Raw genomic sequence first — 25,374 nt, forward strand, 5'->3', positions numbered from 1 at the left:
AGACCCCGGTGGGGGGTGAGAGGTGTCGAGCGCGACGGGCGGGCCGGGTGTGCCGGCCCGCCCGGTGAAGGATCAGCGGCCTTCCGGGCCCGCGAGGTGGCGGGCGATGACCATGCGCTGGATCTGGTTGGTGCCCTCGACGATCTGCAGGACCTTGGCCTCGCGCATGTAGCGCTCGACCGGGAAGTCGAGGGTGTAGCCGTAGCCGCCGAGGAGCTGGACGGCGTCGGTGGTGACCCGCATCGCGGTGTCGGTGCAGAAGAGCTTGGCCATCGCCGCCTCCTTGGAGAACGGCAGACCGGCGTCCCGCAGCCGGGCGGCGGTGAGGTAGAGCGCCCGGCCGGCCTCGATCTGGGTGGCCATGTCGGCCAGCATGAAGCGCAGGCCCTGGAAGTCCACCAGGGGGCGGCCGAACTGCCGGCGCTCGGCGGTGTAGGAGAGCGCCTCGTCCAGCGCCGCCTGCGCGACGCCGACGGCGCACGCGGCGATGCCCAGGCGGCCGGAGTCCAGGGCGGACAGTGCGATGGCGAAGCCCTGGCCCTCGTCGCCGATGCGGCGGGCGTCGGGGACGCGGACGCCGTCGAAGTGCAGCTGGGCGGTCGGGGAGCCCTTCATGCCCATCTTGCGTTCGGGGGCCGCGGCGCTCAGGCCGTCGGCGTCGCCGGGGACCAGGAAGGCGGTGATGCCGTGGGCGCCGCTGCCGCCGGTGCGGGCCAGGACGGTGTAGAAGTCGGCCACACCGCCGTGGGTGGTCCAGGCCTTGGTGCCGCTCAGCGTCCAGTCTCCCCCGTCCTCCCGCTCGGCGCGGGTGGTCAGCGAGGCGGCGTCGGAGCCGGAGGACGGCTCGGAGAGGCAGTAGGCGCCCAGCAGGCCGCCGCCGAGCATGGCGGGGAGGTGTTCGGCGCGCTGTTCCTTCGTGCCGTAGCCGGCGAGGGCGTGGCAGGCGAGGGTGTGCACGCTGACGCCGAGGCCGACGGTCAGGCGGGCGGCCGCGAGCTCCTCGACGACCTGGAGGTAGACCTCGTAGGGCTGGCCGCCCCCGCCGAATTCCTCGTCGTAGGGCAGCGAGAGCAGTCCGGATTCCGACAGCAGCCGGAAGGTGTCGCGGGGGAAGCGGCCGGCGTCCTCCTCCTCGGCGGCGGTCGGCCTGATCTCGCGCTCGGCGAGCTCTCGCACGAGCGTCATCAGGTCGCGGGCTTCCTCCGTGGGCAGCCTGCGGTCCACCGGCCGGGGGCCGTACTCGGTCATGGCGGCGCTCTCCTCCCTGTCGGGCGCTGCGGCGACGCGCGCGGGGTGGGCGGCGGCGCCGTTTCCGTAGTGCCAGGCCGATGATCGCTTTCCGGGTCTCGGATGGCGATGACCTGCGGCTGTGGCGCTAGGAGTATGCCCGATCGGCGGCTCCGCGTCACTGGTTGATCAACAGCGGGTACGGGTTCCGGCTCGCTACCCGGAAGGCACGCGGTGCCGCTACCGCCCGCCGGTGAAATTGGTCCGAACCATTGACGCACTGGTCTAGTCCTTCTACCTTCTCCTCAACGTTCAACGCGTTCATGCCAATTCGGAACGCAGGTCCGCACGCTTCCCCCTCGCCCCCCTCCGAGGAGACGACATGCTCAGACCGCACCGGAGGCGATCGCCGCACCGGCTGATCGCCGCCGCCACCGCGCTGTGTACCGCGGCGCTGGCCGGCACCCTGCTCGCCGGCCCGGCCTCCGCCCACCCGGCCGGCACCTCCGCCCCGCACCCGTCCGCGGCCGCCGTCCCCACGGCGCAGCCGGCCGCGGCGGGCGGCAAGGTGGTCGGATACTTCACCAACTGGGGTGTCTACGACCGCAATTACCACGTCAAGAACATCGAGACGTCCGGGTCGGCCGCCAAGCTGACGCACATCAACTACGCCTTCGGCAACGTCCAGGGCGGCAGGTGCGCCATCGGCGACTCCTACGCCGACTACGACAAGGCCTACACCGCCGACCAGAGCGTCGACGGCAAGGCGGACACCTGGGACGCCGGTGCGCTGCGCGGCAACTTCAACCAGCTCAGGAAGCTCAAGAAGCTGCACCCCGGCCTCAAGGTGATCTGGTCCTTCGGCGGCTGGACCTGGTCCGGCGGCTTCGGCGAAGCCGCCAAGAACCCGGCCGCCTTCGCCCAGTCCTGCTACGACCTGGTCGAGGACCCGCGCTGGGCGGACGTCTTCGACGGCATCGACATCGACTGGGAGTACCCCAACGCCTGCGGTCTGACCTGCGACACCAGCGGGAAGGACGCCTTCACGGGCGTCATGAAGGCGCTGCGGGCGAAGTTCGGCCAGAACAACCTGGTGACCGCGGCGATCACCGCGGACGCCTCGGCGGGCGGCAAGATGGACGCCGCCGACTACGCGGGCGCCGCCCAGTACGTCGACTGGTACAACCCGATGACGTACGACTACTTCGGCGCCTGGGACGCCAAGGGCCCGACCGCGCCGCACTCCCCGCTCGCGTCGTACAACGGCATCCCCAAGGCCGGTTTCAACACCACCGACACCATCACCAAGCTGAAGGGCCTCGGGGTGCCGGCGAGCAAGCTGCTGCTGGGCATCGGCTTCTACGGCCGCGGCTGGTCGGGCGTCACCCAGGACGCGCCGGGCGGCACGGCGACCGGTGCCGCGCCCGGCAAGTACGAGGCCGGCATCGACGACTACAAGGTGCTCAAGACCCGCTGCCCGGCCACCGGCAAGGTGGGCGGCACCGCGTACGCCAAGTGCGGTGACCAGTGGTGGAGTTACGACACCCCGGAGACCATCGGGACCAAGATGGCCTTCAAGAACGCCCAGGGCCTGGGCGGCACGTTCTTCTGGGAACTGAGCGGTGACACCACCAACGGCGAGCTGATCAAGGCGATCAACTAGCGGTCGCCGCACCGGATTCGGACGGGCGGGAGGTGGCGGCCTCCCGCCCGTCCGGCATGCCGCCCTGCCGGTCCGGCATGCGCCCCGCCGGTCTCAGGCGGGCGGCCGGGGCGGGGCCGGGCAGGCCGGTTCGAACTCCTCGATCAGCCGGAGGGTGTCGCCCAGCCCGCGCACCAGCAGCGTCACCACCCTCTCGCGGGGCACCTCCTGTTCCGCGATCCAGTCCAGGGTGGCGCCCTCGACGCTGGAGAGCCAGCCGGTCAGCGCGGTGCGGGCGAGCGGCGGGAGGTCGGTACGGCCCCAGGCGCCGAGCGCGAGGGCGCCGAGCAGCCGGGCGCGCACCGTGTCGCGGATCGCCATGACCTCGGCGTCGAAGCCGACCCCGCCGGTGACGATGGCGCGGTAGGCGGCCTGGTGGTGCTGGGCGTAGCGCAGATAGCCGTCGACGGTGCGCTGCACGCGTTCGACCGGCGGCAGGTCGTGGGTGGCGCCGGCCCGCTCGACCAGCTCGGCCACCGCGTCCTCGATGATCGCGAGGTAATAGCCCCGCTTGTTCGTGAAGTAGTAGTAGATCAGGCCCTTGGCGACCCCGGCCTGGCGGGCGATGTCGTCCATCGACAGCGCGTCATAGGAGGTGTCGGCGAACAACTTCCGCCCGGTGGCTATCAGTTCGGCGCGGCGCGCCTGGGAGCGCACGGTGCCGCGAGCGGCCCGGGAGCCGCTCGGGCCGCACTGTTGACCCTTGCTCAAAATCCGCCCTAGTCTCCAACTGCCAAGATCTGTATGGAGTATGACAGAGCGTCATGAGTAACAGGACGCCCGGTCACCTCGGACCTGATCACCGCGGGTGGGTTGCGGCTGCACGCGGGGCATCCGTACGCCTGAGCGACAGCGAGCAGGCGGGGTTTACGGCTCCGTCCCGGCCGAGCACCATCGGCACGTACGGTGCAGGAGCCGCTGCGGAGAGGTGACACGTGGTCAACCCCTGGCTGGCGATGGAGGCCGGCGCGGATCCGGTGGAGCGCACCCGGACGGTGCGCCGGGCCCATGCCGCGTTCCTGGCCGACGGGACCGTCGCCCCGCCGGTCCGCCGGGTCGTCGCCGAGTCGTGGCGCCGGTCCGCGCACGCCCGGGCCGCGTGGGACGGTGCCGCGCCGATCGAACTGGACGAGGCGGCGCTGCGGGCCCACCGCGAGAGCCATCCGCTGGCCCGCGCGATGCCCGTCTTCCGGGACCTGCTGGGCAGCATCGCGCAGGACGGGGCGCATCTGCTGGCCGTCTGCGACCAGCAGGGGCGGCTGCTGTGGGTGGAGGGGCACCGCGGGGTGCGGCGCAGCGCCGAGCGGATGAACTTCGTCGTCGGCGCGCGCTGGGACGAGCCGCACGCCGGCACCAACGCGCCCGGCACCGCGCTCGCCGCCGATCACGCCGTGCAGATCTTCGCCGCCGAACACTACAACCGGCAGGTGCAGCGCTGGACCTGTGCCGCCGCGCCGCTGCACGATCCGCGGACCGGGCGGCTGCTGGGCGCGGTGGACATCACCGGCGGCGACCATCTGGCGAGCCCGCACAGCCTGGCCCTGGTGCAGGCCACCGCCCGGGCCGCGGAGGCCCATCTCGCGGCCGGGGCGCCGCAACCGGGCGCGTACCTGTCCGTGCTCGGCCGGGACGAGGCGCTGCTGGTCGTCGACGGCCGGCGGCTGCGGCTCGGGCGCCGGCACAGCGAGATCGTGCTGCTGCTGGCCCGTCATCCGGCGGGCCTGACGGGTGATCAGCTCACCGTGCAGCTCTACGGCGAGCGCGAGATGCGCCCGGTGACGCTGCGCGCCGAGCTGTCCCGGCTGCGGCAGCTCGTCGGTGGCCTGCTGCACTCGCGTCCGTACCGCCTGAGCCGGCCGGTGGAGACCGACCTCGGGACGGTCGAGGAACGGCTGGCGGCCGGCGACCCGTGGGCCGCGCTGGACGGCTACGGCGGCCCGCTGCTGCCGTCGTCGGAGGCACCCGGCGTACGGCGGCTGCGGTCCGCGGTCGCGGACCGGTTGCGCGCCGCCCTGCTCGCCGTGCGCGATCCGGAACTGCTGGGCGCGTGGTCCCGTACGCCGTGGGGCGAGGACGACCTGGAGGTCTGGGAGGCCCTGGTGGACGCGCTGCCGGAGCGGTCACCGGCCCGCGGAGTGCCGCGCGCCGCCGCGGACCGGCTGCGCGCCGCGTACGGCCTGAACGGCGGCGCGGTACCCGTCCCGGCCGCAGCGCGCAGCGCAACGTTCCGGCAACCTCCGCCGCCCTAGGGTGCGCCCATCGCCCGCCGCACGGGAGCGGCGGGCACCGCACCGAGAGTGATGGGGAGGCCGCCTCATGGCCCGTTACGCCAGCCCGGGTTCCGCCGATGCCGTGATGAGCTATCTGCCGCGCTACGACCACTGGATCGGCGGCGAGTTCGTGGCGCCCGCAGCGGGCCGGTACTTCGAGAACCCGACGCCGGTCAACGGAGCGCCGTTCACCGAGATCGCCCGGGGCACCGCCGAGGACGTCGAGCGGGCACTGGACGCCGCGCACGCGGCCGCGCCCGGCTGGGCCCGTACCCCGGCCGCCGAACGCGCCGCCGTCCTCAACCGGATCGCCGACCGGACGGAGGCGCACCTCGAAGCCCTCGCGGTCGCCGAGAGCTGGGAGAACGGCAAGCCGGTGCGCGAGTCCCTGGCGGCCGACATCCCGCTCGCGGTCGACCACTTCCGCTATTTCGCCGGGGCGCTCCGGGCCCAGGAGGGCTCGCTGTCGGAGATCGACGAGGACACCGTCGCCTACCACTTCCACGAGCCGCTCGGCGTGGTCGCCCAGATCATCCCGTGGAACTTCCCGATCCTGATGGCCGCCTGGAAGCTCGCCCCGGCGCTGGCGGCGGGAAACACCGTCGTCCTGAAACCGGCCGAACAGACCCCCGCCTCCCTCCACTTCTGGATGAGCCTGGTCCGGGACCTGCTGCCGCCCGGCGTGGTCAACATCGTCAACGGCTTCGGCGTCGAGGCCGGCAAACCGCTGGCGTCCAGCCCCCGGGTCGCCAAGATCGCCTTCACCGGTGAGACCACGACCGGCCGGCTGATCATGCAGTACGCCTCGGAGAACCTGCGCCCGGTGACGCTCGAACTGGGCGGCAAGAGCCCCAACATCTTCTTCGACGACGTCTCCGCCGCCGCGGACGACTTCCTCGACAAGGCGCTGGAGGGCTTCACCATGTTCGCCCTCAACCAGGGCGAGGTGTGCACCTGCCCCTCCCGCGCACTGATCCAGCGCGGCCACTACGACGATTTCCTGGCGGCCGGCGTGGCCCGTACGGAGAAGATCGTCCAGGGCCACCCGCTGGACACCGACACCATGATCGGCGCCCAGGCGTCCAACGACCAGCTCGAAAAGATCCTCTCCTACCTGGACATCGGCCAGAAGGAAGGCGCCCGCATCCTGACCGGCGGCACCCGAGCCGAACTCGGCGGCGAACTGGAGGGCGGCTACTACGTCCGCCCCACCGTCTTCGAGGGCAACAACGACATGCGCGTCTTCCAGGAGGAGATCTTCGGCCCGGTCGTCGCCGTGGCCCCGTTCTCCGACTTCGACGACGCCATCGGCATCGCCAACGACACCCTCTACGGCCTCGGCGCCGGCGTCTGGACCCGCGACGGCTCCACCGCCTACCGCGCCGGCCGCGCCATCCAGGCCGGCCGCGTCTGGACCAACTGCTACCACGCCTACCCGGCCCACGCCGCCTTCGGCGGCTACAAACAGTCCGGCATCGGCCGCGAGAACCACAAGATGATGCTGGACCACTATCAGCAGACGAAGAACCTGCTGGTGTCGTACTCGCCGAAGAAGCTGGGGTTCTTCTAGGGGCCTGACTTACGCACTTCCACCCCCCGTGGACGCCGGCTCCAACGGCTGTTCCGCCCAGATGGTTTTGCCGTTGCGTACGTAGCGGGTGCCCCAGCGGGCGGTGAGTTGGGCGATCAGGAAGAGGCCACGGCCGCCTTCGTCGGTGGTGGCCGCGTGGCGCAGGTGGGGCGAGGTGCTGCTGGTGTCCGAGACCTCGCAGATGAGGTGGTGGTTCCGGATGAGCCGGAGGGTGGCCGGACCGCTGCTGTAGCGGTAGGCGTTGGTGATCAGCTCACTGACGATCAGCTCGGTGGTGAGGGCCATGTCGTCCAGGCCCCAGTCGTGGAGCTGGGCGGCCGCGAGCTTCCGGGCCTCGGCGGCGGCGGTCGGTTCGGCCGGCAACTCCCAGGTGGCCACCTGGTGTTCGGCCAGGCAGCGGGTGCGGGCGGCGAGCAACGCGATGTCGTCGCGGGGACTCTCGGGGAGCAGCGCGTCCTCCACCGCCTTGCAGATGTCCTCCAGGGACCGGGCGGGATCGCTCAGCGCCCCGCGGAAGAGCGCCAGGCCCTCATCGAGATCGCGGCGCCAGGCCGAAAGGAGTCCATCGGTGTAGAGGACGAGCAGGGAGCCCTCGGGCAGTTCCCATTCGGTGGCTTCGAAGGGCAGTCCGCCCAGGCCGAGCGGCGGGCCGGCCGGCAGATCGGGGAAGTCCACCCGTCCGTCCGGGGTCACCACCGCGGGCGGCGGGTGGCCGGCGCGGGCGAGGGCGCAGCGCCCGTGGACCGGGTCGCAGACCGCGTACAGGCAGGTCGCGCCGACTATCTGCGGGGAGTTCTCGTCGGTCGCCTCCTGCTCGGCGGCCAGCCGGTCCACAAGGTCGTCCAGATGGGAGAGGACCTCGTCCGGTGGCAGGTCGAGGTTGGCGAGGGTGTGGACCGCGGTGCGCAGCCGGCCCATGGTGGCCGCGGCGTGGATGCCGTGGCCGACCACATCGCCGACGACGAGGGCGACCCGGAGTCCGGAGAGCGGGATGACGTCGAACCAGTCGCCACCGACACCGGCGGTGGTGTCGGCCGGCCGGTACCGGCGGGCGATCTCGACCGCATGGTGCTCGGGTACCTCGCGCGGGAGCAGGCTGCGCTGCAGCGCGACGGCGGCCTGTTGCTGCTGGGTGTAGCGCCGGGCGTTGTCGATGGATACGGCGGCGCGGGCGGCGAACTCCTCGGCCAGCGTCAGGTCGTCCTCCTCGAACGGCTCGGGCCGGCGCCACCGCCACAGGCTCACCACGCCCAGCACGAGGCCGCGCGCGACCAACGGCACCACGATGAGTGAGTGGACGCCCAGCTCGCGGACCCGCTCGACCTTGGCCGGGTCCAGGGACGACCAGGCGGGGGAGAATTCCAGGACCGGTTCGAGGACGGGACGTCGCTCGGCCAGGCATCTGGCCTGCGGTGCCTCCGGAGGGAAGTGCATCGTGTGGCCCACCGGGAACATCACCGGCGGCGCCTCCGGCGAGACGCTCCGCACGGCCGTCCTGCACAGGGAGGCCGACGGCTCCTGGTCGGGCTCCTCACCGCGGGTCACCGATTCGAGCAGATCCACGGAAGCGCAGTCCGCGAGGTCGGGGACCGCGACCTCGGCCAGCTCACGCGCCGTGGCCTCCACGTCGAGGGTGGTGCCGATACGAGCGCCGGCCTCGTTGAGCAATGCCAGTCTCCGGCGCGCCCGGTAGCGGTCGGTGACGTCCTCGACGAGCTCGGTGACACCAAGGATCCGCCCGGACGCATCCTGCATCCGGAAGGCCGAGACGGAGACGAACATCTCCGTGTGGGGGTCGTGCCGCAGATGGCAGGGCTGCTCGGTGAAGATCAGCGGTTCACCCGTTTCGAGCACCCGCCGCAGCCCCGACTCCACCAGTGCCGTGTCCCGGTCGACGACGAAGTCTCCGGTGCGCATCCCCCGGTAGTACTCGGCCGGGAGGCCGCCGAACCGCGCGATCGCCCGGTTCACCCGTAGCAGGCTCAGGTCAGGGGCGAGGACGGCGAGACCGATCGGGGACCGGCGGAACATCCCGTCCAGGACCGACCGGTCCGTCTCCCACTGGATCACCTGCTCCGCGGGCGCACTCGCGAGGAACCACTCGACGCGGGAGTCCGGCCGCACCACTGCCCGGGCCCGGCAGCCCACCTCGATCCGTTCCCCGCCCCGGTCCCGCACCGGGATGACCCCGAACCAGCCGCCGGCGCTCACACAGGCCGCCACCGCCGCCATGACGACGTCCTCATCGCGTGGGTCGAGCAGGAGGTCGCGGGCCGCCCGTCCCAGCACCTCCTCGGGCGAGTAGCCGAGCAGCGCCTCGGCACCCTCGCTCCAGCCGACGACCCGCCCTGTGTCGTCCAGCACCGCGGAGGCCGAGCGACGCACCGCGAACGGGTCGTCCGGACTCTCGCTGAACGTCGCCACCGGTGTGTCCATCACTACCACCCTCGTACCACCCCGGCGAGATCGCGCGCTGGAGCCGGGGGCGCTGCTCGCTCCGGTCGCCGAGGTCCAGAGACCGGTTGCCGTGCCTCACGCAAGGTGTCCGACGCGCGGAGGCGGCGAGTGACGTGACGGGTCCCCCTCGGTTCATGGCTGACGTCGTCCCCTTCACCACCCTCCATCTCGCCGGCGTCCTTGGCACCGCGCTCCCCCACCACCGGTTCCACGGCTTCAGGCCCAGGGCTTGCCGGGCTGCGGAGACGGTCAGGCGGCTGCCTGTGGGGGGCGGAAGGTGCGGCGGTAGGTCTGGGGGCTGACGCCGATGGCGGTGTGGAGGTGTTGGCGGAGGGAGGTCCCGGTGCCGAAACCGGCGCGCTGGGCGACGAGGTCAACGGGCCAGTCGGTGGTCTCCAGGAAGTGGCGTGCGAGGTCCACGCGTTGCCGGGTGACCCACCGGCCGGGGGTGCTGCCGACTTCGTCGCGGAAGCGGCGGCTGAAGGTGCGCACGCTCATGTTGGCATGGGCGGCGAGGCCGGCCAGGGTGAGCGGTTCGGCCAGGTGCCGCACGGCCCATGCCCGGGTGGCCGCGGTGCTGCCGGTGGACGGATCCGGGACGGGGCGCTGGATGTACTGGGCCTGGCCACCGTCGCGCCAGGGCGGTACGACGCAGGAGCGGGCGACCTCGTTGGCGATGTGGCTGCCGTGGTCGCGGCGGATGAGGTGCAGACACAGGTCGATGCCCGCGGCGACCCCGGCGGAGGTGAGGACATCGCCGTCGTCGACGTACAGGACGTCGGGGTGGACGCGGGTGGTGGTGAACATCCGCTGGAGCCGGTCGGCCTCCCGCCAGTGGGTGGTGACGGGACGGCCGTCGAGGAGGCCGGCGGCGGCCAGGACGTAGGTGCCGCTGCAGATCGCGACCATCCTCGTCCCGGGGCGAACGGCGGCCAGGGCATCACGCAGCGGGCCGGGCAGGCGGCCTTCGTCCCGTATCGGTCCCAGCCGGTGGGAGGGCGGGACGACGACGGTGTCGACGGTGGCCAGCAGGGAGGCGTCGTGGGAGACCGCGAGGTCGTAGTCGGCCTCGGCGCGCACGGGGCCGCCGTCCAGGCTGCACGTGGTCACGGAGTACAGCGGGTTGCCGTCGCCGTCGCGGGCGGCGCCGAAGAGGCGGGCGGGAATGCCCAGTTCGAAGGGGACGATGCCGTCCAGGGCAAGGACGCCCACACGATGCATGGCCAGATCCTCTCGGGACGATGGATGGCCAGATCCTTTCAGGACGTGGCCGTTGCGCCACCACCGGGGGCTGAGCCGGCCGGACAGTCTGGGGCCGTGTCCGAGACCACCGGCACCGCCGACATCTCCGGCACCGGAACTCCCCCGTACCTCCACCGAGAAGGAACGCCTTCATGACCCAGCCGATCACCGCGCCCGTCACCGCGCCCACCACCGGGCCTCTTACTGCCTCTTCGACCATGCGCGCGGTGTCCCAGGAGCGGGGCGGCGCTCCCGACGTCCTGAAGGTCGTCGAGACGGAGCGGCCGGATCCGGGCCGGGGCGAGATCCTGGTCCGGGTGCGCGCGGCGGGTGTGAACCCCGCCGACTGGAAGCTCCGCGAGCGCGGTGTGTTCGCCGATGGGGCCATGCCTCCCTTCACCCTCGGCTTCGATGTGGCCGGCGTCGTGGCGGCTGTCGGCTCGGGCGTGACGATCTTCCAGCCCGGTGACGCGGTGTTCGGGATGCCCCGCTTCCCGCACCAGGCGGGCGCGTATGCCGAGTACGTCACCGCACCGGCCCGGCACTTCGCCCCGCGCCCGCGCGGCCTCGACCACTTCCAGGCCGGCGCCCTGCCGCTGGCCTCGCTCACCGCCTGGCAGGCCCTGGTCGACACCGCTCACGTCCGGCCCGGGCAGCGGGTCCTGATCCATGCGGCGGCCGGCGGCGTCGGCCACCTGGCGGTGCAGATCGCCAAGGCCCGCGGCGCCTACGTCATCGGCACCGCCAGCGCCGCCAAGCACGACCTGGTGCGCGCACTCGGCGCCGACGAGGTCATCGACCACCGCACCCAGGACGCCGGCGACACCGTCCGCGACATCGATGTCGTCCTCGACGGGATCGGCGGGCCCAACTGGGCGCGGTCCCTGCGCACCCTGCGCCGCGGCGGCACGCTGGTCTCGCTCCTCCCGTTCGACGACGCTTTCCCCGCCCGGCAGGCCGAGGAAGCCGGGGTGCGGGCGGTGTTCATGCTCGTCGAACCCGACCGGCAGGGGCTGCGCGAGATCAGCGCCCTCGTCGAGGACGGCCGCCTGCGGGTGCTCGTCGAGGCGGTGTTCCCCCTTGAACACGCCGCGCGGGCACATGAGTTGGGCGAGGCCGGCCGGACCACCGGAAAGATCGTCCTGGCCGTCGGCTCCGAGCCTGGTTCGGAGTCCTAGCCCGGACGCCGGACTTACAAATTCACCTTGCAAGCATGATTTGCAACTTCTAGGCTGCCGCGCATGCCACCCGAACCTCAGGAAATCAACGACGTAGAGGCCCTCCGGGTGCTCGCGCACCCCATGCGGCAGAAGATCGAGCAGTGCCTGCGGAAGGGCCCCGCCAACTCCACGACTCTCGCGCGCGAACTGGGCGAGAGCACCGGGCTGACCAGCTATCACCTGCGCCAGATGGCCAAGCACGGGTTCATCGAGGAGGCGCCCGAGCTGGCGAAGGGGCGGGAGCGGTGGTGGCGGGTGGTGCCCGGGGACCGGCGGTTCCCGCCGTACAGCCGGCAGACACCGCAGATGCGGGAGGCGCTCACCCAGATGCACCGGCTGAACCTCGCCGAACTGCTCGACAGTGCCCGGCAGTTCGAGGCGGCGCGGGACAACCTCGGCCCCTGGGCGGATGCGGCGATCTTCTCCCGTGCCACGCTACGGCTCGATCCGGCCCAACTCCGGGAGTTCTTCGAGGAGTACATCGCGCTGATCCACCGGTACTCCCCCACCCAGGAGGAAGCGACTCCCGAGGCGCGCGCCGTCCTGGTCCGTCTGCTCGGGTTCCCCGAGATCGGCGAAGAGGACGGCACGGCGTGAGGCTCTTGTTCCGTCGGTCGCCGTCCGCGCCGGTGGCCGTGGTGTGGACGGTCGTCCTCGCCGCTCTGCTGGTGCCCGCCGGTGCCGCCCGGGCCGACGGTCACCGGTCGCACGGACGCGTCCAGGACGGCGCGGGCCTGATCCGCCGGGAGGTTTCCTTCCGGGGCGGTGACGGGCTCGTTCTGCACGGCACGGTGCTGAGCGCGGCCACGGTTCAAGGGGCGCCTGCCCGGCCCGGCATCGTGCTGGTCGGCGGGGCGGGGCCGGGCCCTCGTCAGGAGTACCGGCAGGAGGCCGAGGCCTTCGCCCGCGCGGGGATCACGACGCTGGTGTACGACAAGCGCACGGTGCGCTACTCCACGATGGACCGCGACTTCGGTCTGCTGGCGGCGGACGCCCTGGCCGGGGTGCGGCTGCTGCGTGGCCGGCCAGGGGTGGATCCGCGCCACGTCGGTCTGTGGGGGTTCAGCGAGGGGGCCTGGGTCGCCCCGCTGGCCGCCGCGCGCTCCTCCGGCGTCGGCTTCGTGATCACCATCGGCGGGCCGGGCCACTCGCCCCTGCGCACCCAGACCTGGAACCTCACCACCCATCTGCGGCATGGCGGCGTCACCGGGTCCTTCCTCGCCACCCTGGAGGGTCCCGCGGCCCAACTCGTCGCTTCCACGGGCCGGTTCCCCGAGGGAGACTTCGATCCGTTGCCGGCATGGAGGCAGCTGCACGACACGCCGGTGCTGGCTCTGTGGGGCGATCAGGACCGGCAGGTGCCGCCGCGTGAGAGCGCGCAGATATTTCGGCGCACCCTGGCCGAGGCGGGCAACCGGCATGTTGTCGTCCGCTTCCTCCGGGGGGCCGCGCACAACGGCCACCGCACCTCGGACGGTTTCGACCGGATCGCCGGACCGCTCTATCAGGGCAAGCGGTTGGGGGCGCCGGCTCCTGGCTATGTCCCCATCCTCACCTCCTGGGTGGCCGCGGTGGCCTCCGGTCACCCTCCCCGGTCCAGCGCCGCCCCCGCCCCGCCGCAGCCGGTGTCCAGTGCCCCCGCAGCCAGCGCCTGGTACGCCTGGCTGCCTCCCGTACTGCTGCTCGTGGGGTTCGCCGCCTACCCGGTGAGCGGGGCGCTACGACGGATCGCTCGGCGCCCGCGGCCCGGCCCGGCTCAGGGGGCGGCCCTGCGGCGTTGGCTGGCCGGGCTGGGCCTCGTTGCGGTAACAGCCTCGGTGCTGTGCCCCCTCGCGGTCTTCGTGGTGGGCGACGGGGGTGCGGCGGGACCGGTGGTGGCGGGACGTCCGCTCGGCTGGCTGGTGGCGCAGGCGCTGAGCGTCACCGACGTCACGCTGACCGGGGTGACGGTATGGCGCCGGCGGAACGGGCAGCGCACCCCGGCCGGGTCGCGTCCGCACGGCCGGCCCGGGGTGGCGAGGGCGACGCTGATGGCGACAGCGGTGCTGTTCGTGCCGTGGGCGCTGTGGTGGGGGACGTTGCGTCCGTGAGGAGCGCCTCGACGGCCGGGCCGACCCGGGCCGGATGCGCCTCCGGCCGACCTCGTGGCAGCACAGCGACCTCGGCACACCTCTCCTGGCCGGCACGTCCCCCATGAGCCCTCCCCGCCCGCGCCGGTCGGGCGGGCGGGCGCGGCTCAGCCTGCCTGGAGGGCGAGGACCAGTGCGGCCGTGCACAGGACGAGCATGCCGGTGGCGTTGAGGAAGAGGTTGCGCCCGTAGTCCTTGGCGCGGAGGTGCAGGGAGACGGCAACGAGGAAGTAGACCACCAGTGAGGCGGCGGTGAGAACGGCCAGCGGCAGGAACCAGATGCCGACGATCAAGCCGACCGCCGAGGCGGTCTTCAGCACGGGCAGCAATCGCCAGTACCGGCGGGGAAAGTCGACATCTTCCAGGCAGGCCCGGACGAATCCGACGGGCCTGAGACACAGTGCGGCGTCGCCGAGCTGGACGGCGGCCAGGCCGGCGAAGAGCAACCACGGGTGGATCACCACAGACACCTCGTCTCGTAGCGGTGGTACGGCTGTCGAACGAGGGACGGACGCGGGCCGGCGATTCGTGACATCGCCGCGTCGAGGAGCACGCGGGCCGGCAGTGCAGCAGCCCGCTGCCCCGGCCACCAGGCCGGTTCATCAGGTTGTTATCACCGTCATATTTATTATTGCACTGTGCAATGTTACGGTGAGTGCGATGACCGATCCTGTGCGGCGCGGCAGGGCCGGTCCACGGGCGTGAGGCGCGTGACGCCGTCCGCCGTTCCATCGACCAGCACCACCAGTGCGCGCCGATGACCAGAGAGCGGAGCGGATCGCACCGCGACCGATCCCGGCCCCGGTACCGGCACCGGGGCCCACCGCCCGTTCCTCTTTCGCAGGGCAATGACGCCCGCCCCTTGCCGCTGTGTGACCACGGCCGGCCCCCTGACACCCGGGGGCCGGTTCGCGGGTCCGCTGACGGTGGCCTGTTCCTTTCCAGCCAGACGAAGCGGAGGTACCCCGTGGCCCGGCCCGACGCCGCCCGGAATCAGACGAAGACAGGAGCGAAGAGGCCCGGCCGCCCCTCCGGCGAGAAGATCGCGGAGCTGGGGGACTTCCACGTCCTGCCCAGGGTCGCGGTGATCACCGGCTTGGCCGTGCCCGTCGGGGCGGTCGCCGCGCTCGTCGCCGTGGGGCTGCTCAAACTGATCGCCCTGTTCACCAACCTGTGCTTCCACGGCCGCTTCTCCTTCGGCGGTGCCACCCCGGGCTCCACCGCGCACTGGTGGCTCATCCTCTGCATGCCGGTGCTGGGCGGGCTGGTCATCGGGCTGATGGCCAGGTTCGGGTCGGAGAAGATCCGCGGCCACGGCATGCCGGAGGCCATCGAGTCGATCCTCGTCGGAGGCAGCAGGGTCCAGCCCCGCGTCGCGGTCCTCAAGCCGGTCTCGTCGGCGATATCCATCGGCTCCGGCGGCCCGTTCGGCGCCGAAGGGCCGATCATCATGACCGGCGGCGCGGTCGGATCGATCCTCGCCCAGTTCCTCCGCGTCACCACCGACGAACGCAAGACCCTCCTGGTGGCCGGCTCCGCGGCGGGCATGGCGGCCACCTTCAACTCCCCGCTCGCGGCCATCCTGCTCGCCGTCGAGCTGCTGCTCTTCGAGTGGCGGCCCCGCTCCTACCTGCCCGTCGCGGTCGGCGCGGTCACCGCCACCCTCGTACGCGGACCGCTCCTGGGCACCGAGCCGCTCTTCGGCGGCGCCCACGTCCCCACCGAACTGCCGCTCTCCGTCTACGGACTGTGCGTCGTCGCCGGACTCGCCGCCGGGCTCCTCGCCCTTCTGGCGACGTGGCTCGTCTACTTCTCCGAGGACCTGTTCGCCAAGTTGCCGCTGCACTGGATGTGGTGGCCCGCGTTCGGCGGCGCGATCATCGGGTTCGGCGGCCTGGTGGAGCCGCGCGCGCTGGGCGTCGGCTACGACGTCATCGACCAGTTGCTCACCGGCCGCGCCACCGTCGGGCTGATCCTCGGCATCCTCGTCGTCAAGACGCTGATCTGGGGGCTCTCCCTGGGCTCCGGCACCTCCGGCGGCGTCCTCGCCCCGATGTTCATGATCGGCGGCGCACTCGGGGCCGCCGAGGGGCTGGTCTTCCCCTCCGTCAGCCCCGGCTTCTGGGCCCTGGTGTCACTGGCGGGCGTGCTGGGCGGGGTCATGCGCTCGCCGCTGACCGGCATCGTGTTCTGCGTGGAACTGACCCATGAGCTCCACGCCCTCCTCCCCATGGTGATCACCGCGTCCTCGGCGTATCTGCTGTCGGTGATCGTCCTCAAGCGGTCGGTGCTCACCGAGAAGATCGCCCGCCGCGGCCTCCACCTCACCCGCGAGTACTCCGTGGACCCCTTGGAAGTCCACCTCGTACGCCAGCTGGAAACCCCCGTCACCGTCACGTTCCGTACGGACCAGACCGCCGGCGAGGCCGGGGCCCGGCTGCGCGAGGCGCATCGGGCCCGGGACGCCGACGGCATCCTCGCCCAGCGGCTCTACCCCGTCCTGGACGGCGAGGGGGGCCTGGCGGGGGTCGTCACCCGCGCGGAACTGCTGCACGGCGCTCCGGACGACGACCGGCAGCTGGGCGGTCTCGCCCGTCCCGCGATCACCGCCCATCCGGACGAAACCCTGCGGACCATCGCCAATCGCATGGCGGCCCACCAGGTCACCCGCGTCGTCGTCACGCCCCGCACCGCGCCCCACCACGTCGAGGGAATCCTGAGCCTGCGTCATCTGCTCGAAGCGCGCCGGGTGGACCTGCACGAGGAACAGCACGCCGAACGCGTCCTCACCCCGTTCCGGCGGGTGCCGCGACAGCGCAAGCCGGCCCTGACGGCATCCGCCGAGGCGCTCAGCGACGCCGCCGGCTGCTGATCCCGCGCGCCGCGCCGACCGCCGGATGGCGGTACGGCGCGGCCGGCCGTTCGGCCGCTTCGGCCGCCGCGCGCTCCGCGTCCGCCCTCGCCCTGCCTCGCACCACAGCCCACCACTCTCTTGTGAACGCGATGGAGCACCACCTCCGGGGGAGGCGGATCGCCCTCGTTTGCTCGCCCAGCATCCCGCCGGGGATCAACGAGCAAAGGGAATATACCGGGGCATTCAGCGTGATCTGGCGAAGGCTTTCATTGCACTTTGCAATGTTTGGTGGCGTCATTATTTTGTGATCGAACGGTTTCGGACAGCCCACCCGCCACGTATCCCACGCCCGCTCGCCCGGCGTGGCCGTGGGAGGATTCCCGATCATGACACTTGAACCATCGGATCGGCCCGTTGCCCTGGTCACGGGGTCCACGTCGGGGATCGGCGAGGCCGTCGCGCGGCGGCTGGCGGCGGACGGCATGCGGGTCGTCGTGCACTCGCGGCGCAGCACGGAGGCCGGTGAGGCACTGGCGGCGGAGCTCGGCGGTGCGTACGTACGGGCCGATCTGGCGGTGGAGGAAGAGGCCCGCGGGCTGGCCGAGGCGGCGCTCGACCGGTACGGGCGGCTGGACGTGCTGGTGAACAACGCGGGCCTCAGCTGGCCGATCCCGCACCATGACCTGGCCGCGGCCACACCGGCGGACTGGCGGCAGCTGCTGGAGGTCAACCTGATCGCGCCCTGGGTGCTGTGCACGGCGGCGCTGCCGGCACTGCGCCAAGCCCCGGCGGGCGGCAGCATCGTGAACGTCACCAGCCACGCCGGGGTCCGCCCCAAGGGCTCCTCGGTGCCGTACGCGGCGAGCAAGGCCGCGCTGAACCACGTGACCCGGCTGCTCGCGGCCGCCCTCGCGCCCGACGTACGGGTCAACGCGGTGGCCCCGGGACTGGTGGACACGCCCATGACGAAGGACTGGGCGCACGCGCACGAAATCTGGCGGGACCGCGCGCCGATGCGTCGTCCGGCCCAACCCGCCGACGTCGCCGACCTGGTGGCGTCAGTGCTCGCCCACAGCTATCTCACCGGCGAGGTCATCCTGCTCGACGGCGGGCTGAACCTCACCTGACGTGCCGGGGACCGGGCACCGGGGACCGGGCACCGGGGACTCGGCGCGGGCGGACGGCCACCTGGGGCACCTCGGGCACTCGGGTACCTCAGGCACTCTGCGTACCGTGCCGCTCACGCTGCCGTGAACCAGGTGCCCAGTGCCTCGTGCAGGCCGTCGCCCGTGGTGCCCTGCCAGGCGACGTAGCAGTCGGGCCGGAGCAGCAGGGCGCTGTCGAGTTCGGGGACGGCCACCGTGTCGACGTGCGGGGCCCAGGGGCCGGCGTCGAGGGTGCCCGTCGGGTCCAGAAGGAGCGGCCGGCCGGTGCGGGTCAGTTCGCGCAGGCCCGGCGGGTCCGGCGCCCACCGGCCGACGAGCGGCCCGGTCGCCGGCCCCATGTCGTAGGTGAGGTCCGCGCCGGACAGCAGATCCGCGAGGTGCTGCCGCGTCGCCGGCTGGGCGAGCAACTCGCCGAAGAGTTCCCGCAACGCCGTCACGTCGCCGCCCGGCCGGGTCAGCAGCGACTGCGCCTGGGTGTGCATGGCGACCCGCCGGGCGGCCGGGGACCGTTCCGCCTCGTAGGTGTCCAGCAGCCCCTTCGGCGCGTGGCCACGCACGGCCGCGGCGAGCTTCCAACCGAGGTTCACCGCGTCCTGCAGGCCCAGGTTGAGCCCCGGACCGCCGATCGCCGAGTGCACGTGCGCGGCGTCGCCGAGCAGGAATATCCGGCCCGCACGGTAGCGTGACGCGATCCGGGTGTTACCGCCCGACAGCCGTCTCATCGAGTGCGGTCCCGGCCCGGTCGGCGGGCCGAGCGGCACGTCCGCGCCGAGCACCCGGGAGACGCTGGCCCGAAGCGCGTCGAGCGAGGCCTCGCCCTCGGCCGGCTGTCCCCATTCCACCGTGCTGATCAGCGGATCGCCGCCGGGGAACGGCGCCCAGGCGATCAGGCCGTGTGCGGTCCGCAGGTGCCGGAACGGCGGCACGGTGCCGAAGCCGGGCACGACCAGAGCGCCATCGGCCCCGGCCATCTCCCGGGGCACGCTGACATGTCCGGTGCGCGAGACGGAGTCGTCCCTGGTCACGCCCGGGAAGTCGATCCCGGTGAGCTTGCGGACCGCGCTGTGCCCGCCGTCGGCGCCGACCAGGAACGCCGCCTCGACCGGCGTGCGCCCGCGCAGCTCGATCACCACCGACTCCCGGCCCTGCGTCAGGCCGATGACCTCATGGCCGCGGCGGATCTCGACGCCCAGTTCGGCCGCGCGCTCAGCGAGCATCCGCTCGATCCGGCGCTGTGGCACCTGCAAGGTGTGGAGGGGGTTGTCCGGCAGGCCGGTCAGGTCGAGCGGGAACGCACCGAAGACGTAGCCGGGTGCCGGCTGCGGGGTGGCGGGGGCACCGGGCGCGGTCAGCCGCTCGTACAGTCCGCGCCGGTCGAGCATGCGGACCACCTGACCGACCAGGCCGTTCGCGCGCTGCTCGGAGGTCGGTTCGGTGAGGCGTTCCAGGACGAGCGGGCGCACGCCGGCCAGGGCGAGTTCGCAGGCGAGCATCAGGCCGTTGGGTCCGGCGCCCGCGATGACGACGTCGATCATGAGTGGGTCTCCGTTTCCGGGCAGGGGCCATCGGCCCGGCCGCCGCCGGGCTTCCGGTCCGGGAGGGTGTTGCCTACGGGGGATTCCTCGGGGTGCGCGCCCACGCCTACGGGACGAGCCCCGGGGAGTCCGTCCTGGGGATGACTTCCTACGGGGCCGACAGCCCCGTCGCGACCCGGGTGAGGGCGTCCGCGAGCAGACGGCTCACCGGTACCGGAGGATCGGTGCGGAGGTGGTGCGCGGTGGCGGTGTTGATCGAGGCGACGACTGCGGACGCGACGAGGTGCGGGTACAGGTCCTGCTGCAGATCGGTACCGGTACGGTCGGCGACGGCCGCGGCGATCTCGGCCTCGGCGATCGCCCCGGCCCGCAACATCTCGCCCTGCAGGGCCGGTTCGGAGACCATCATGCGCACGCCGGCCGTCCACTGAGCCGCGTCGGCGATGGGGTGAGCGGCCGCCTCGGCGTCCGGCCCGAACTGGGCCAGCACCGAGCGGGTGATCGCCTCCCAGAGCGGCTCCTCCGGACCCGCACGCAGCGCCTCCGCGATGCGGAGGCTGCGGTCGAGGTGGCGGGCGACGATCGCTTCTCCCTTGCTGGAGAAGTAGTTGTTGAACGTGCGCGGGGAGACGCCGGCGGCCTCGGCGATGTCCTCCACCTTGACGTTGCCGAAACCGCGCTCGACGGTCAGCCGGACCGCCGCCCAGCTGAGCGCGGCACGCGTCTCGGCCTTCTTCTGCTCTCGCAACCCCATGACAGAAGACAGTAACAAAACTTGCGTGGCGCGCAAATATGCGCACCACGCAAGTTTCTGTTGTTCGGGATACCGGCTCAGTCGGTGACCTTCAGCCCGAAGGTGCTGACGCAGGCCCTGCGGCGGCTGGAGACCGGTGGCTTCGTCGACCGGACCGTCATCCCCGCCGTACCGCTGCACGTCGAGTACGCGCTGACCGACCTGGGGCGCAGCGTCGCCCGACCGCTCGCGGCGGTACGGCACTGGGTCGAGGCCCACCTCGACGAGATCGGCCCGGCCGCCGCAGCGGGCTGACGTGCGCCCCGGCCCGTCGGCCTACTGGAGGAAGCCGTCGACCACGTCGGGGTCGACGGAGGTGACCCCGGCGGTCGTCAGGCCCGCCGCGCTGCCGGGCAGGCGGAATGCGCCACCGGTGCTGGTCACGAACAGGTCGGCGTAGCCGTCGCGATCGGTGTCACGCAGCCGGACCGTCGCGCCGAACGAGTCCTCGGGATCGGGGAGTCGAGGCATGCCCGGGGTGACACGGGTGAAGAACTGGGAGCCGCTTCCGGAGAGGCCGCCCGGGCGCCCGCGGAGGACATGGACGGCCCCCGCGTACGCCTTGTCGTCGAACTTCTCCCCGTACGCGCCGATCGCGAGGTCGGCGTACCCGTCGTGATTGACGTCGCCCGCGGAGAGCGAGGCGCCGAAATAGTCCTCCGGCTCGGGGGTACCGGGGATCCCTGCGGTGGCCTGGGTGAGACGGGCGGCGGTCGTGGGGCCCTGTGCGCCGCCGCGCCAGACCGTCACCGCACCCCGGCCCTTCGCGTCGTCCGGATTTCCGATGGCGATGTCGCCGTAGCCGTCCTTGTCGAAGTCGGCGATCAGACCGTCCCCGACGTGGAAGTCGGCGGAGTTGACCTTCAGCACCTTGCCGGACGTGAGCTTCGCACCGCCTTTGAGGAACCAGGCATTCCCCTCGGTGCGCGTCCCGGGGAAGGCCGCCTGGCCGATGACCACCAGGTCGGTCGCCTTGTCCTTGGTGACCCGGCCCGCGATCAGGTGCGCGGCGAAGTGGTTGCCGCGGTCGGGGTGGGCGACCGGGCCGGTGATCCCGTTACGGGAGAACGTGCCCTGGTAGACGTAGGTCTCACCGGCGTTGATCGCGGCGAGCTCGGGCCTGCCGTCGCCGTTGAAGTCCCCGGCGGCCAGGTCGGTTCCGAAGTAGGCGTACGACTGCGGGGCCGCCTTGCCGGGGAGGGACGTGCCGCCGGACAGGCCCTTCCTGGAGCCCCACAGGATGGTGACCGCACCCTGGTACTCACGGCCGTTCACCTTCTCGCCCCGTGCGGCGACCGCGAGATCGCCGTAACCGTCGCGGTTGAAGTCCGCCGCGGCGCGCACCTCGCCGAACATGTCGTCCGGTTCGTCCGCGCCCGGCACGCCGGGGCTGTCCTGGTCGATGGTCTGCGAGGCGGTGCCGGGGCCGTGCGCGGTGCCGAAGACGACGCGGACGGCGCCACCGGCGGCGGCCCAGGAGGCGGACGCGTAATCGCGGTACCCGTCACCGTTGAAGTCGTCGGCGGCCACGGCGCGCGTGGCAGGCGTGGCGGCCGTCGCCGCACCGGCCGGGAGGCAGAGCAACCCGCAGGCGAGCGAAGCGACGGTGGTCGTCGCGAGCGGTAAACGAAAGGGCCGGCGCATGAGCGTATGAGGTCGCATGGTGGGTTGGGATCTCCGATTCGGGCGGGGCGCGAAGCCCTGGCTGGCTGCCGCGGAGCGCAGTCCGGCAACCGCGGCACGGAGGAGACCACTTGAGCGGCCCGAGGGTTGTACCGCCGACGCGTACGCGGGCGGACCGCCGGCGCGCGGCGAGCCCGCGGGTCGCACCGCCCCCGGTAGGGCGCTCAGGCCGTAAGCGTCGCGATGCCCAGGGCCAGCAGGGCGAGTGCCTTGAGCGACTCGGCGACGGCGTAGAGCAAGTGGGCGCGGGAGCGCGGGAGTTCCTCGCCGCCCAGCACCCGGTCGGAGCGGCGGTTCAGGGCCGGGCGGATCGCCGTGAGCTGCGCCGCCAGGACAAGGACGGCGACGGCCGCCGGGATCACCACCAAGGCCGGGGGACGGCCGAGGGCGACCGCGGTGATCACGACGACGGCCAGCACCGCCTCGACCCGGTTCAGCGCCCGGAAGACGAGCCGGCCGATGCCGAGGCCGATGCGTACGGTCACGTCGGGGGCGCGGAACTTCAGTGGCGCCTCCAGGAAGGAGATGGCCAGGACCATTCCCAGCCAGACGAAGGTCACCGCGACGGCCACGGCGGCGGGGACGGCGTGCATGGCGTGCATGCCGGTCACTGTCCCAGCCACAGGTCCGGGCCGAAGACCTCGTAGTGGATGGCTTCCGCGGGGACGCCACGGCGCAGCAGGTCGCCGCGGACCGCGCGCATGAAGGGCAGCGGGCCGCAGAGGTAGGCGGTCAGGCCCGGGGGAAGGTCGACGGTGTCGAGAGCGACCCGGCCGGTCGACGCCTCCGGGGCCTGGTCGTCCGGCTGCTCGTACCAGAGGTGGAGCCGGGCGTCCGGCAACGCGCCCACCAACCTGCGCTGTTCGCCGCGGTGGGCGTGGTCGGCGGGGGTGCGGTCGGCGTGCAGGACGGTCACCGGGCGGGCGGACCCGCCGGCGGCGAGGTGGTCGAGCATGGACACCATGGGCGTGACGCCGATACCGGCGGACGCCAGGAGCAGCGGGGTATCCCCCTCCGGCAGCACGAGGTCGCCGAACGGGACGGAGACCGTGAGCTCGTCTCCGGTACGGGCCTGGGCGCAGAGCCAGTTGGACACTTCACCGTCCGGCTGCCCTCCGGCCGCGTCGTTCCCGTTCCCGGCCCGGACCCGCTTGACGGTGATCCGCCAGTCGGCGCGGCCGGGCGCGGCGGACAGGCTGTACTGGCGGATCTGCCGGGCGCCGTCGGGGAGTTGGACCTGGACGCTGACGTACTGGCCCGGGCGGAAGGGGGCGGTGGGGCTGCCGTCGGACCGGCGCAGGACGAAGGAGACCGCGTCGGGGGTTTCCTGCCGCCGTTCGACGATCTCCATGCGGTGCCAGACCTCGCCCTCGGCCGCGCCGGCCTCCTGGTAGAGCCGCGCCTCGACGGCGATCAGCGCATTGGCCATCAGCCAGTAGACCTCGTCCCAGGCCGCGGCCACCTCGGGGGTGACCGCGTCGCCGAGCACTTCGGTGATCGCCGCGAAGAGGTGGCGATGGACGATCTTGTACTGGTCGGAGGTGATACCCAGGGAGGCGTGCTTGTGCGCGATCCGGGCCAGCAGGGTGTCGGGCCGGGCGTCCGGGCCCTCCAGCAGCATGCCCGCGAACGCCGCGATGGAGCCGGCGAGGGCGCGCTGCTGCTCGCCGTTGGCCTGGTTGCCCCGGTTGAACAGGTCTCGCAGCAGCTCGGGATGGGCGTCGAACAGCTTCCGGTAGAACAGCTCGGTGATGTCGCCTATGGCGGCGCCGACCGCCGGGAGGGAGGCCCGGATGACCGGGGTGGACTGCTCGGAGAGCACCGCGACTCCTTAATTGGTTAACGATCTTCTTATTCAGGTCCGCATGAGGCGGGTGCGGGCATGCGGGGGCAGGCGCACCGGCCGTCCGCAGAGCGGTGGTGCCGGTGGGGCGAGGGTCACTCCGGCGGGCGGCCGACCAGACCGATCAGCACGGGACCGGTGGGTGAGGCCACCAGGTCCGCCACGGTGAGCGGGTCGAGCGTGGCGTAGAACGCCTCCTGGGCGTCGCGCAGCGCCCGGCGCAGGCGGCAGGCCGCACGCAGCGGGCACGGCGGGTCGCCCTCGCAGGCGACGACCTCGCCTTCCCCTTCCAGCTCCCGGACCAGCCAGCCGACCGACGCCTGCCGGCCGAGACCGGTCAGCGCCAGGCCGCCGCCGCGGCCCCGTCGCGCCTCCACCACACCGAGGCGCTGGAGGCGGGTGACCGCCTTCGCCATGTGGGTGTAGGGCACGTCCATGGCCTCGGCCACCTCGCGCGTGGTCAGCGGGTCGCCCTCTTTGGAGACCGCCAGGCGCATCACGGAACGCAGCGCCAGGTCGGTGAACTTCGTCAGCCGCACAAACCGGACGTTAACAAAGGCGCATGTAGGATTCCTATTTCAGGTGCGCCCGTGACGGTGTGGAATGCGTCACGAGCGAGACCGCTGACGGACAGGGTGCCACCGAGGGCCCGTCCCGCCGGTGGTGGGCAACGCACATCGAACAGGGCACGTGTATGACTGTGGAAAACGACGGCTCCCCCGGACCGGCCGGTGACGCACCGGCCCCCCGCGTACTGTGCGACGCCGGGGCCCTGGCTGCGCGCGCGGCGACCGACGGTGCGCCGGCCGGCGCGCTGTGGCGACTGGCGGAACCGGGACGGCAACTCGACGCCAATGTCGTCCGCATCCCGCCTGCGGGACGGGTGGACCCGCACACCGAGCCGGACCTCGACGTGCTCCTGCTGGTCGTCGCCGGCGACGGCACCCTGCTGGGCACGGACGGTGCGCACCCGCTGGGCGAAGGAAGCCTGATCTGGCTGCCGCACGGTTCCACCCGTGGCCTGGTCGCGGGCGCGGGGGGCCTCGGTTACCTGACCGTCCACCGCCGGCGGCCGGGCATGCGGATCCAGCCACCCTCGTCCGCCGACCGCCTCCGGCCGTGAACCCCGGTCGGTCGGGCACCGCTTCCGCCCTGGACGGAGCGTGCAACCCTCGCGCAACCTCGTAGGAGATTGACTGAACGCCGTCTGCCTGAAGTCGATGTGGAGGGTGGTGCGGCTGTGGACGCGGATGCCGGTGTGGAGCGGATCGCGGTGACCGCGGAGGCGGGTGCCGTGCTGCGGGCCTTGCGGGAGCAGCACGGGCCGTTGATGTTCCATCAGTCCGGCGGGTGCTGTGACGGCAGTGCGCCGATGTGCTACCCGGCGGGGGAATTCCGTACGGGCGGATCGGACGTGCTGCTGGGACGGCTGGCGGTGACGGGGGTGCCCGAGCCGGTGGACTTCTGGATGTCGGCGGACCAGTTCGCGCGCTGGCGGCACACCCATCTGACCGTGGACGTCGTACCGGGCCGGGGCAGTGGCTTCTCGCTGGAAGCGCCCGAGGGGGTGCGGTTCCTGATCCGCTCGCGGCTGCTGACCGAGGAGCCGGCGAACCGGCCGGACCACGACTGAGGGGCCGGGCGGGAGAAAGTGGTGAGACC

General features: G+C 72.4%; 22 protein-coding genes. 11 read left to right on the plus strand and 11 right to left on the minus strand.

The genetic code is table 11. The features are described 5' to 3' along the window. Positions 1–72 precede the first annotated feature (72 nt). Complete coding sequence (locus IG62_RS0119055; RefSeq protein WP_030804103.1) at positions 73–1,248, minus strand: acyl-CoA dehydrogenase family protein; 1,176 nt, start codon at positions 1,246–1,248, stop codon at positions 73–75. Positions 1,249–1,609: 361 nt separating this feature from the next. Between IG62_RS0119055 and IG62_RS0119060 the strand changes: the two genes are divergently transcribed. Next, entirely contained in the window at positions 1,610–2,890 is a 1,281-nt protein-coding gene (locus IG62_RS0119060) for a glycoside hydrolase family 18 protein (protein ID WP_030804106.1), read from the plus strand. A 93-nt stretch (positions 2,891–2,983) separates the two neighbouring features. Here IG62_RS0119060 and IG62_RS0119065 read toward each other — a convergent pair whose 3' ends face one another. Beyond that, positions 2,984–3,640: a TetR/AcrR family transcriptional regulator gene (locus IG62_RS0119065; RefSeq protein WP_030804108.1), complete on the minus strand. Its 657-nt coding sequence runs from the start codon at positions 3,638–3,640 to the stop codon at positions 2,984–2,986. A gap of 224 nt (positions 3,641–3,864) precedes the next feature. Between IG62_RS0119065 and IG62_RS0119070 the strand changes: the two genes are divergently transcribed. After that, a complete protein-coding gene (locus IG62_RS0119070; protein ID WP_030804111.1) occupies positions 3,865–5,178 on the plus strand; it encodes a GAF domain-containing protein in 1,314 nt (437 codons plus the stop codon). Positions 5,179–5,245: 67 nt separating this feature from the next. Continuing rightward, positions 5,246–6,769, plus strand: coding sequence for an aldehyde dehydrogenase (adh, locus tag IG62_RS0119075; RefSeq protein WP_030804114.1), 1,524 nt, complete (start codon positions 5,246–5,248; stop codon positions 6,767–6,769). 9 nt (positions 6,770–6,778) lie between these two features. Here the strand turns inward: adh and IG62_RS0119080 are convergent, their stop codons facing one another. After that, positions 6,779–9,226 carry a SpoIIE family protein phosphatase gene (locus tag IG62_RS0119080; protein WP_030804117.1) on the minus strand — a complete coding sequence of 816 codons (2,448 nt, stop codon included), beginning with the start codon at positions 9,224–9,226 and terminating at the stop codon, positions 6,779–6,781. Positions 9,227–9,496: 270 nt separating this feature from the next. After that, positions 9,497–10,468 (minus strand): GlxA family transcriptional regulator, encoded by a 972-nt coding sequence (locus IG62_RS0119085; RefSeq protein WP_030804120.1) that lies wholly within the window; start codon positions 10,466–10,468, stop codon positions 9,497–9,499. A 173-nt stretch (positions 10,469–10,641) separates the two neighbouring features. Between IG62_RS0119085 and IG62_RS0119090 the strand changes: the two genes are divergently transcribed. The 3 genes from IG62_RS0119090 to IG62_RS0119100 all read left to right on the plus strand — a co-directional run bounded on the left by IG62_RS0119090 (position 10,642) and on the right by IG62_RS0119100 (position 13,799). Further along, a complete protein-coding gene (locus IG62_RS0119090) occupies positions 10,642–11,667 on the plus strand; it encodes an NADP-dependent oxidoreductase (RefSeq protein WP_420711075.1) in 1,026 nt (341 codons plus the stop codon). Positions 11,668–11,730: 63 nt separating this feature from the next. Next, entirely contained in the window at positions 11,731–12,306 is a 576-nt protein-coding gene (locus IG62_RS0119095) for an ArsR/SmtB family transcription factor (RefSeq protein WP_030804126.1), read from the plus strand. Continuing rightward, a complete protein-coding gene (locus IG62_RS0119100; RefSeq protein ID WP_234326614.1) occupies positions 12,303–13,799 on the plus strand; it encodes an alpha/beta hydrolase family protein in 1,497 nt (498 codons plus the stop codon). Before IG62_RS0119095 ends, IG62_RS0119100 begins: the two co-directional genes overlap by 4 nt. A 146-nt stretch (positions 13,800–13,945) precedes the next feature. Here IG62_RS0119100 and IG62_RS0119105 read toward each other — a convergent pair whose 3' ends face one another. Beyond that, positions 13,946–14,299 carry a DoxX family protein gene (locus IG62_RS0119105; protein WP_030804132.1) on the minus strand — a complete coding sequence of 118 codons (354 nt, stop codon included), beginning with the start codon at positions 14,297–14,299 and terminating at the stop codon, positions 13,946–13,948. Positions 14,300–14,805: 506 nt separating this feature from the next. On the opposite strand from IG62_RS0119105, the gene IG62_RS42010 reads away from it, so the two are divergent. Next, positions 14,806–16,710, plus strand: coding sequence for a chloride channel protein (locus IG62_RS42010; RefSeq protein WP_199812493.1), 1,905 nt, complete (start codon positions 14,806–14,808; stop codon positions 16,708–16,710). A gap of 368 nt (positions 16,711–17,078) precedes the next feature. After that, positions 17,079–17,819 (plus strand): SDR family NAD(P)-dependent oxidoreductase, encoded by a 741-nt coding sequence (locus IG62_RS0119115; protein WP_030804138.1) that lies wholly within the window; start codon positions 17,079–17,081, stop codon positions 17,817–17,819. A gap of 113 nt (positions 17,820–17,932) precedes the next feature. Here the strand turns inward: IG62_RS0119115 and IG62_RS0119120 are convergent, their stop codons facing one another. Beyond that, on the minus strand, positions 17,933–19,393 hold the full coding sequence (locus IG62_RS0119120; protein ID WP_030804142.1) for an FAD-dependent monooxygenase: 1,461 nt from the start codon (positions 19,391–19,393) through the stop codon (positions 17,933–17,935). A gap of 148 nt (positions 19,394–19,541) precedes the next feature. After that, entirely contained in the window at positions 19,542–20,147 is a 606-nt protein-coding gene (locus tag IG62_RS0119125; protein ID WP_030804145.1) for a TetR family transcriptional regulator, read from the minus strand. An 84-nt stretch (positions 20,148–20,231) separates the two neighbouring features. On the opposite strand from IG62_RS0119125, the gene IG62_RS0119130 reads away from it, so the two are divergent. Then, complete coding sequence (locus IG62_RS0119130; protein ID WP_234326616.1) at positions 20,232–20,441, plus strand: winged helix-turn-helix transcriptional regulator; 210 nt, start codon at positions 20,232–20,234, stop codon at positions 20,439–20,441. Between the two features lie 21 nt (positions 20,442–20,462). Here the strand turns inward: IG62_RS0119130 and IG62_RS0119135 are convergent, their stop codons facing one another. The 4 genes from IG62_RS0119135 to nsrR form a co-directional block, all read right to left on the minus strand. Then, the gene (locus tag IG62_RS0119135; protein WP_234326618.1) at positions 20,463–21,716 is read right to left on the minus strand and encodes an FG-GAP-like repeat-containing protein; all 1,254 of its coding nucleotides are present in this window, start codon (positions 21,714–21,716) and stop codon (positions 20,463–20,465) included. 317 nt (positions 21,717–22,033) lie between these two features. Next, a complete protein-coding gene (locus IG62_RS0119140) occupies positions 22,034–22,462 on the minus strand; it encodes a hypothetical protein (RefSeq protein ID WP_030804154.1) in 429 nt (142 codons plus the stop codon). 14 nt (positions 22,463–22,476) lie between these two features. Beyond that, the gene (locus IG62_RS0119145; protein ID WP_030804159.1) at positions 22,477–23,691 is read right to left on the minus strand and encodes a globin domain-containing protein; all 1,215 of its coding nucleotides are present in this window, start codon (positions 23,689–23,691) and stop codon (positions 22,477–22,479) included. A 116-nt stretch (positions 23,692–23,807) separates the two neighbouring features. Further along, positions 23,808–24,251: a nitric oxide-sensing transcriptional repressor NsrR gene (gene nsrR / locus IG62_RS0119150; RefSeq protein ID WP_030804162.1), complete on the minus strand. Its 444-nt coding sequence runs from the start codon at positions 24,249–24,251 to the stop codon at positions 23,808–23,810. Positions 24,252–24,406: 155 nt separating this feature from the next. Between nsrR and IG62_RS0119155 the strand changes: the two genes are divergently transcribed. Together IG62_RS0119155 and IG62_RS0119160 are read left to right on the plus strand one after the other, a co-directional pair. Further along, on the plus strand, positions 24,407–24,835 hold the full coding sequence (locus IG62_RS0119155) for a cupin domain-containing protein (RefSeq protein ID WP_030804165.1): 429 nt from the start codon (positions 24,407–24,409) through the stop codon (positions 24,833–24,835). A gap of 117 nt (positions 24,836–24,952) precedes the next feature. After that, the gene (locus tag IG62_RS0119160) at positions 24,953–25,345 is read left to right on the plus strand and encodes a DUF779 domain-containing protein (RefSeq protein WP_037838612.1); all 393 of its coding nucleotides are present in this window, start codon (positions 24,953–24,955) and stop codon (positions 25,343–25,345) included. Positions 25,346–25,374 lie beyond the last annotated feature (29 nt).

This window comes from Streptomyces sp. NRRL S-337 (genome assembly GCF_000720175.1).
GTDB classification, from domain to species: Bacteria; Actinomycetota; Actinomycetes; order Streptomycetales; family Streptomycetaceae; genus Streptomyces; species Streptomyces siderophoricus.

What these genes read in the sequence shown, in the direction of transcription:
- IG62_RS0119115 (WP_030804138.1), top strand. Translation starts at nt 17,079, where the DNA reads ATGACACTTGAACCATCGGATCGGCCCGTTGCCCTGGTCACGGGGTCC.
- IG62_RS0119090 (WP_420711075.1), top strand. Translation starts at nt 10,642, where the DNA reads ATGACCCAGCCGATCACCGCGCCCGTCACCGCGCCCACCACCGGGCCT.
- IG62_RS0119155 (WP_030804165.1), top strand. Translation starts at nt 24,407, where the DNA reads ATGACTGTGGAAAACGACGGCTCCCCCGGACCGGCCGGTGACGCACCG.
- IG62_RS0119125 (WP_030804145.1), bottom strand. Translation starts at nt 20,147, where the DNA reads ATGGGGTTGCGAGAGCAGAAGAAGGCCGAGACGCGTGCCGCGCTCAGC.
- IG62_RS0119085 (WP_030804120.1), bottom strand. Translation starts at nt 10,468, where the DNA reads ATGCATCGTGTGGGCGTCCTTGCCCTGGACGGCATCGTCCCCTTCGAA.
- adh (WP_030804114.1), top strand. Translation starts at nt 5,246, where the DNA reads ATGGCCCGTTACGCCAGCCCGGGTTCCGCCGATGCCGTGATGAGCTAT.
- IG62_RS0119080 (WP_030804117.1), bottom strand. Translation starts at nt 9,226, where the DNA reads ATGGACACACCGGTGGCGACGTTCAGCGAGAGTCCGGACGACCCGTTC.
- IG62_RS0119095 (WP_030804126.1), top strand. Translation starts at nt 11,731, where the DNA reads ATGCCACCCGAACCTCAGGAAATCAACGACGTAGAGGCCCTCCGGGTG.
- IG62_RS0119140 (WP_030804154.1), bottom strand. Translation starts at nt 22,462, where the DNA reads ATGCACGCCGTCCCCGCCGCCGTGGCCGTCGCGGTGACCTTCGTCTGG.
- IG62_RS0119055 (WP_030804103.1), bottom strand. Translation starts at nt 1,248, where the DNA reads ATGACCGAGTACGGCCCCCGGCCGGTGGACCGCAGGCTGCCCACGGAG.
- IG62_RS0119060 (WP_030804106.1), top strand. Translation starts at nt 1,610, where the DNA reads ATGCTCAGACCGCACCGGAGGCGATCGCCGCACCGGCTGATCGCCGCC.
- IG62_RS0119120 (WP_030804142.1), bottom strand. Translation starts at nt 19,393, where the DNA reads ATGATCGACGTCGTCATCGCGGGCGCCGGACCCAACGGCCTGATGCTC.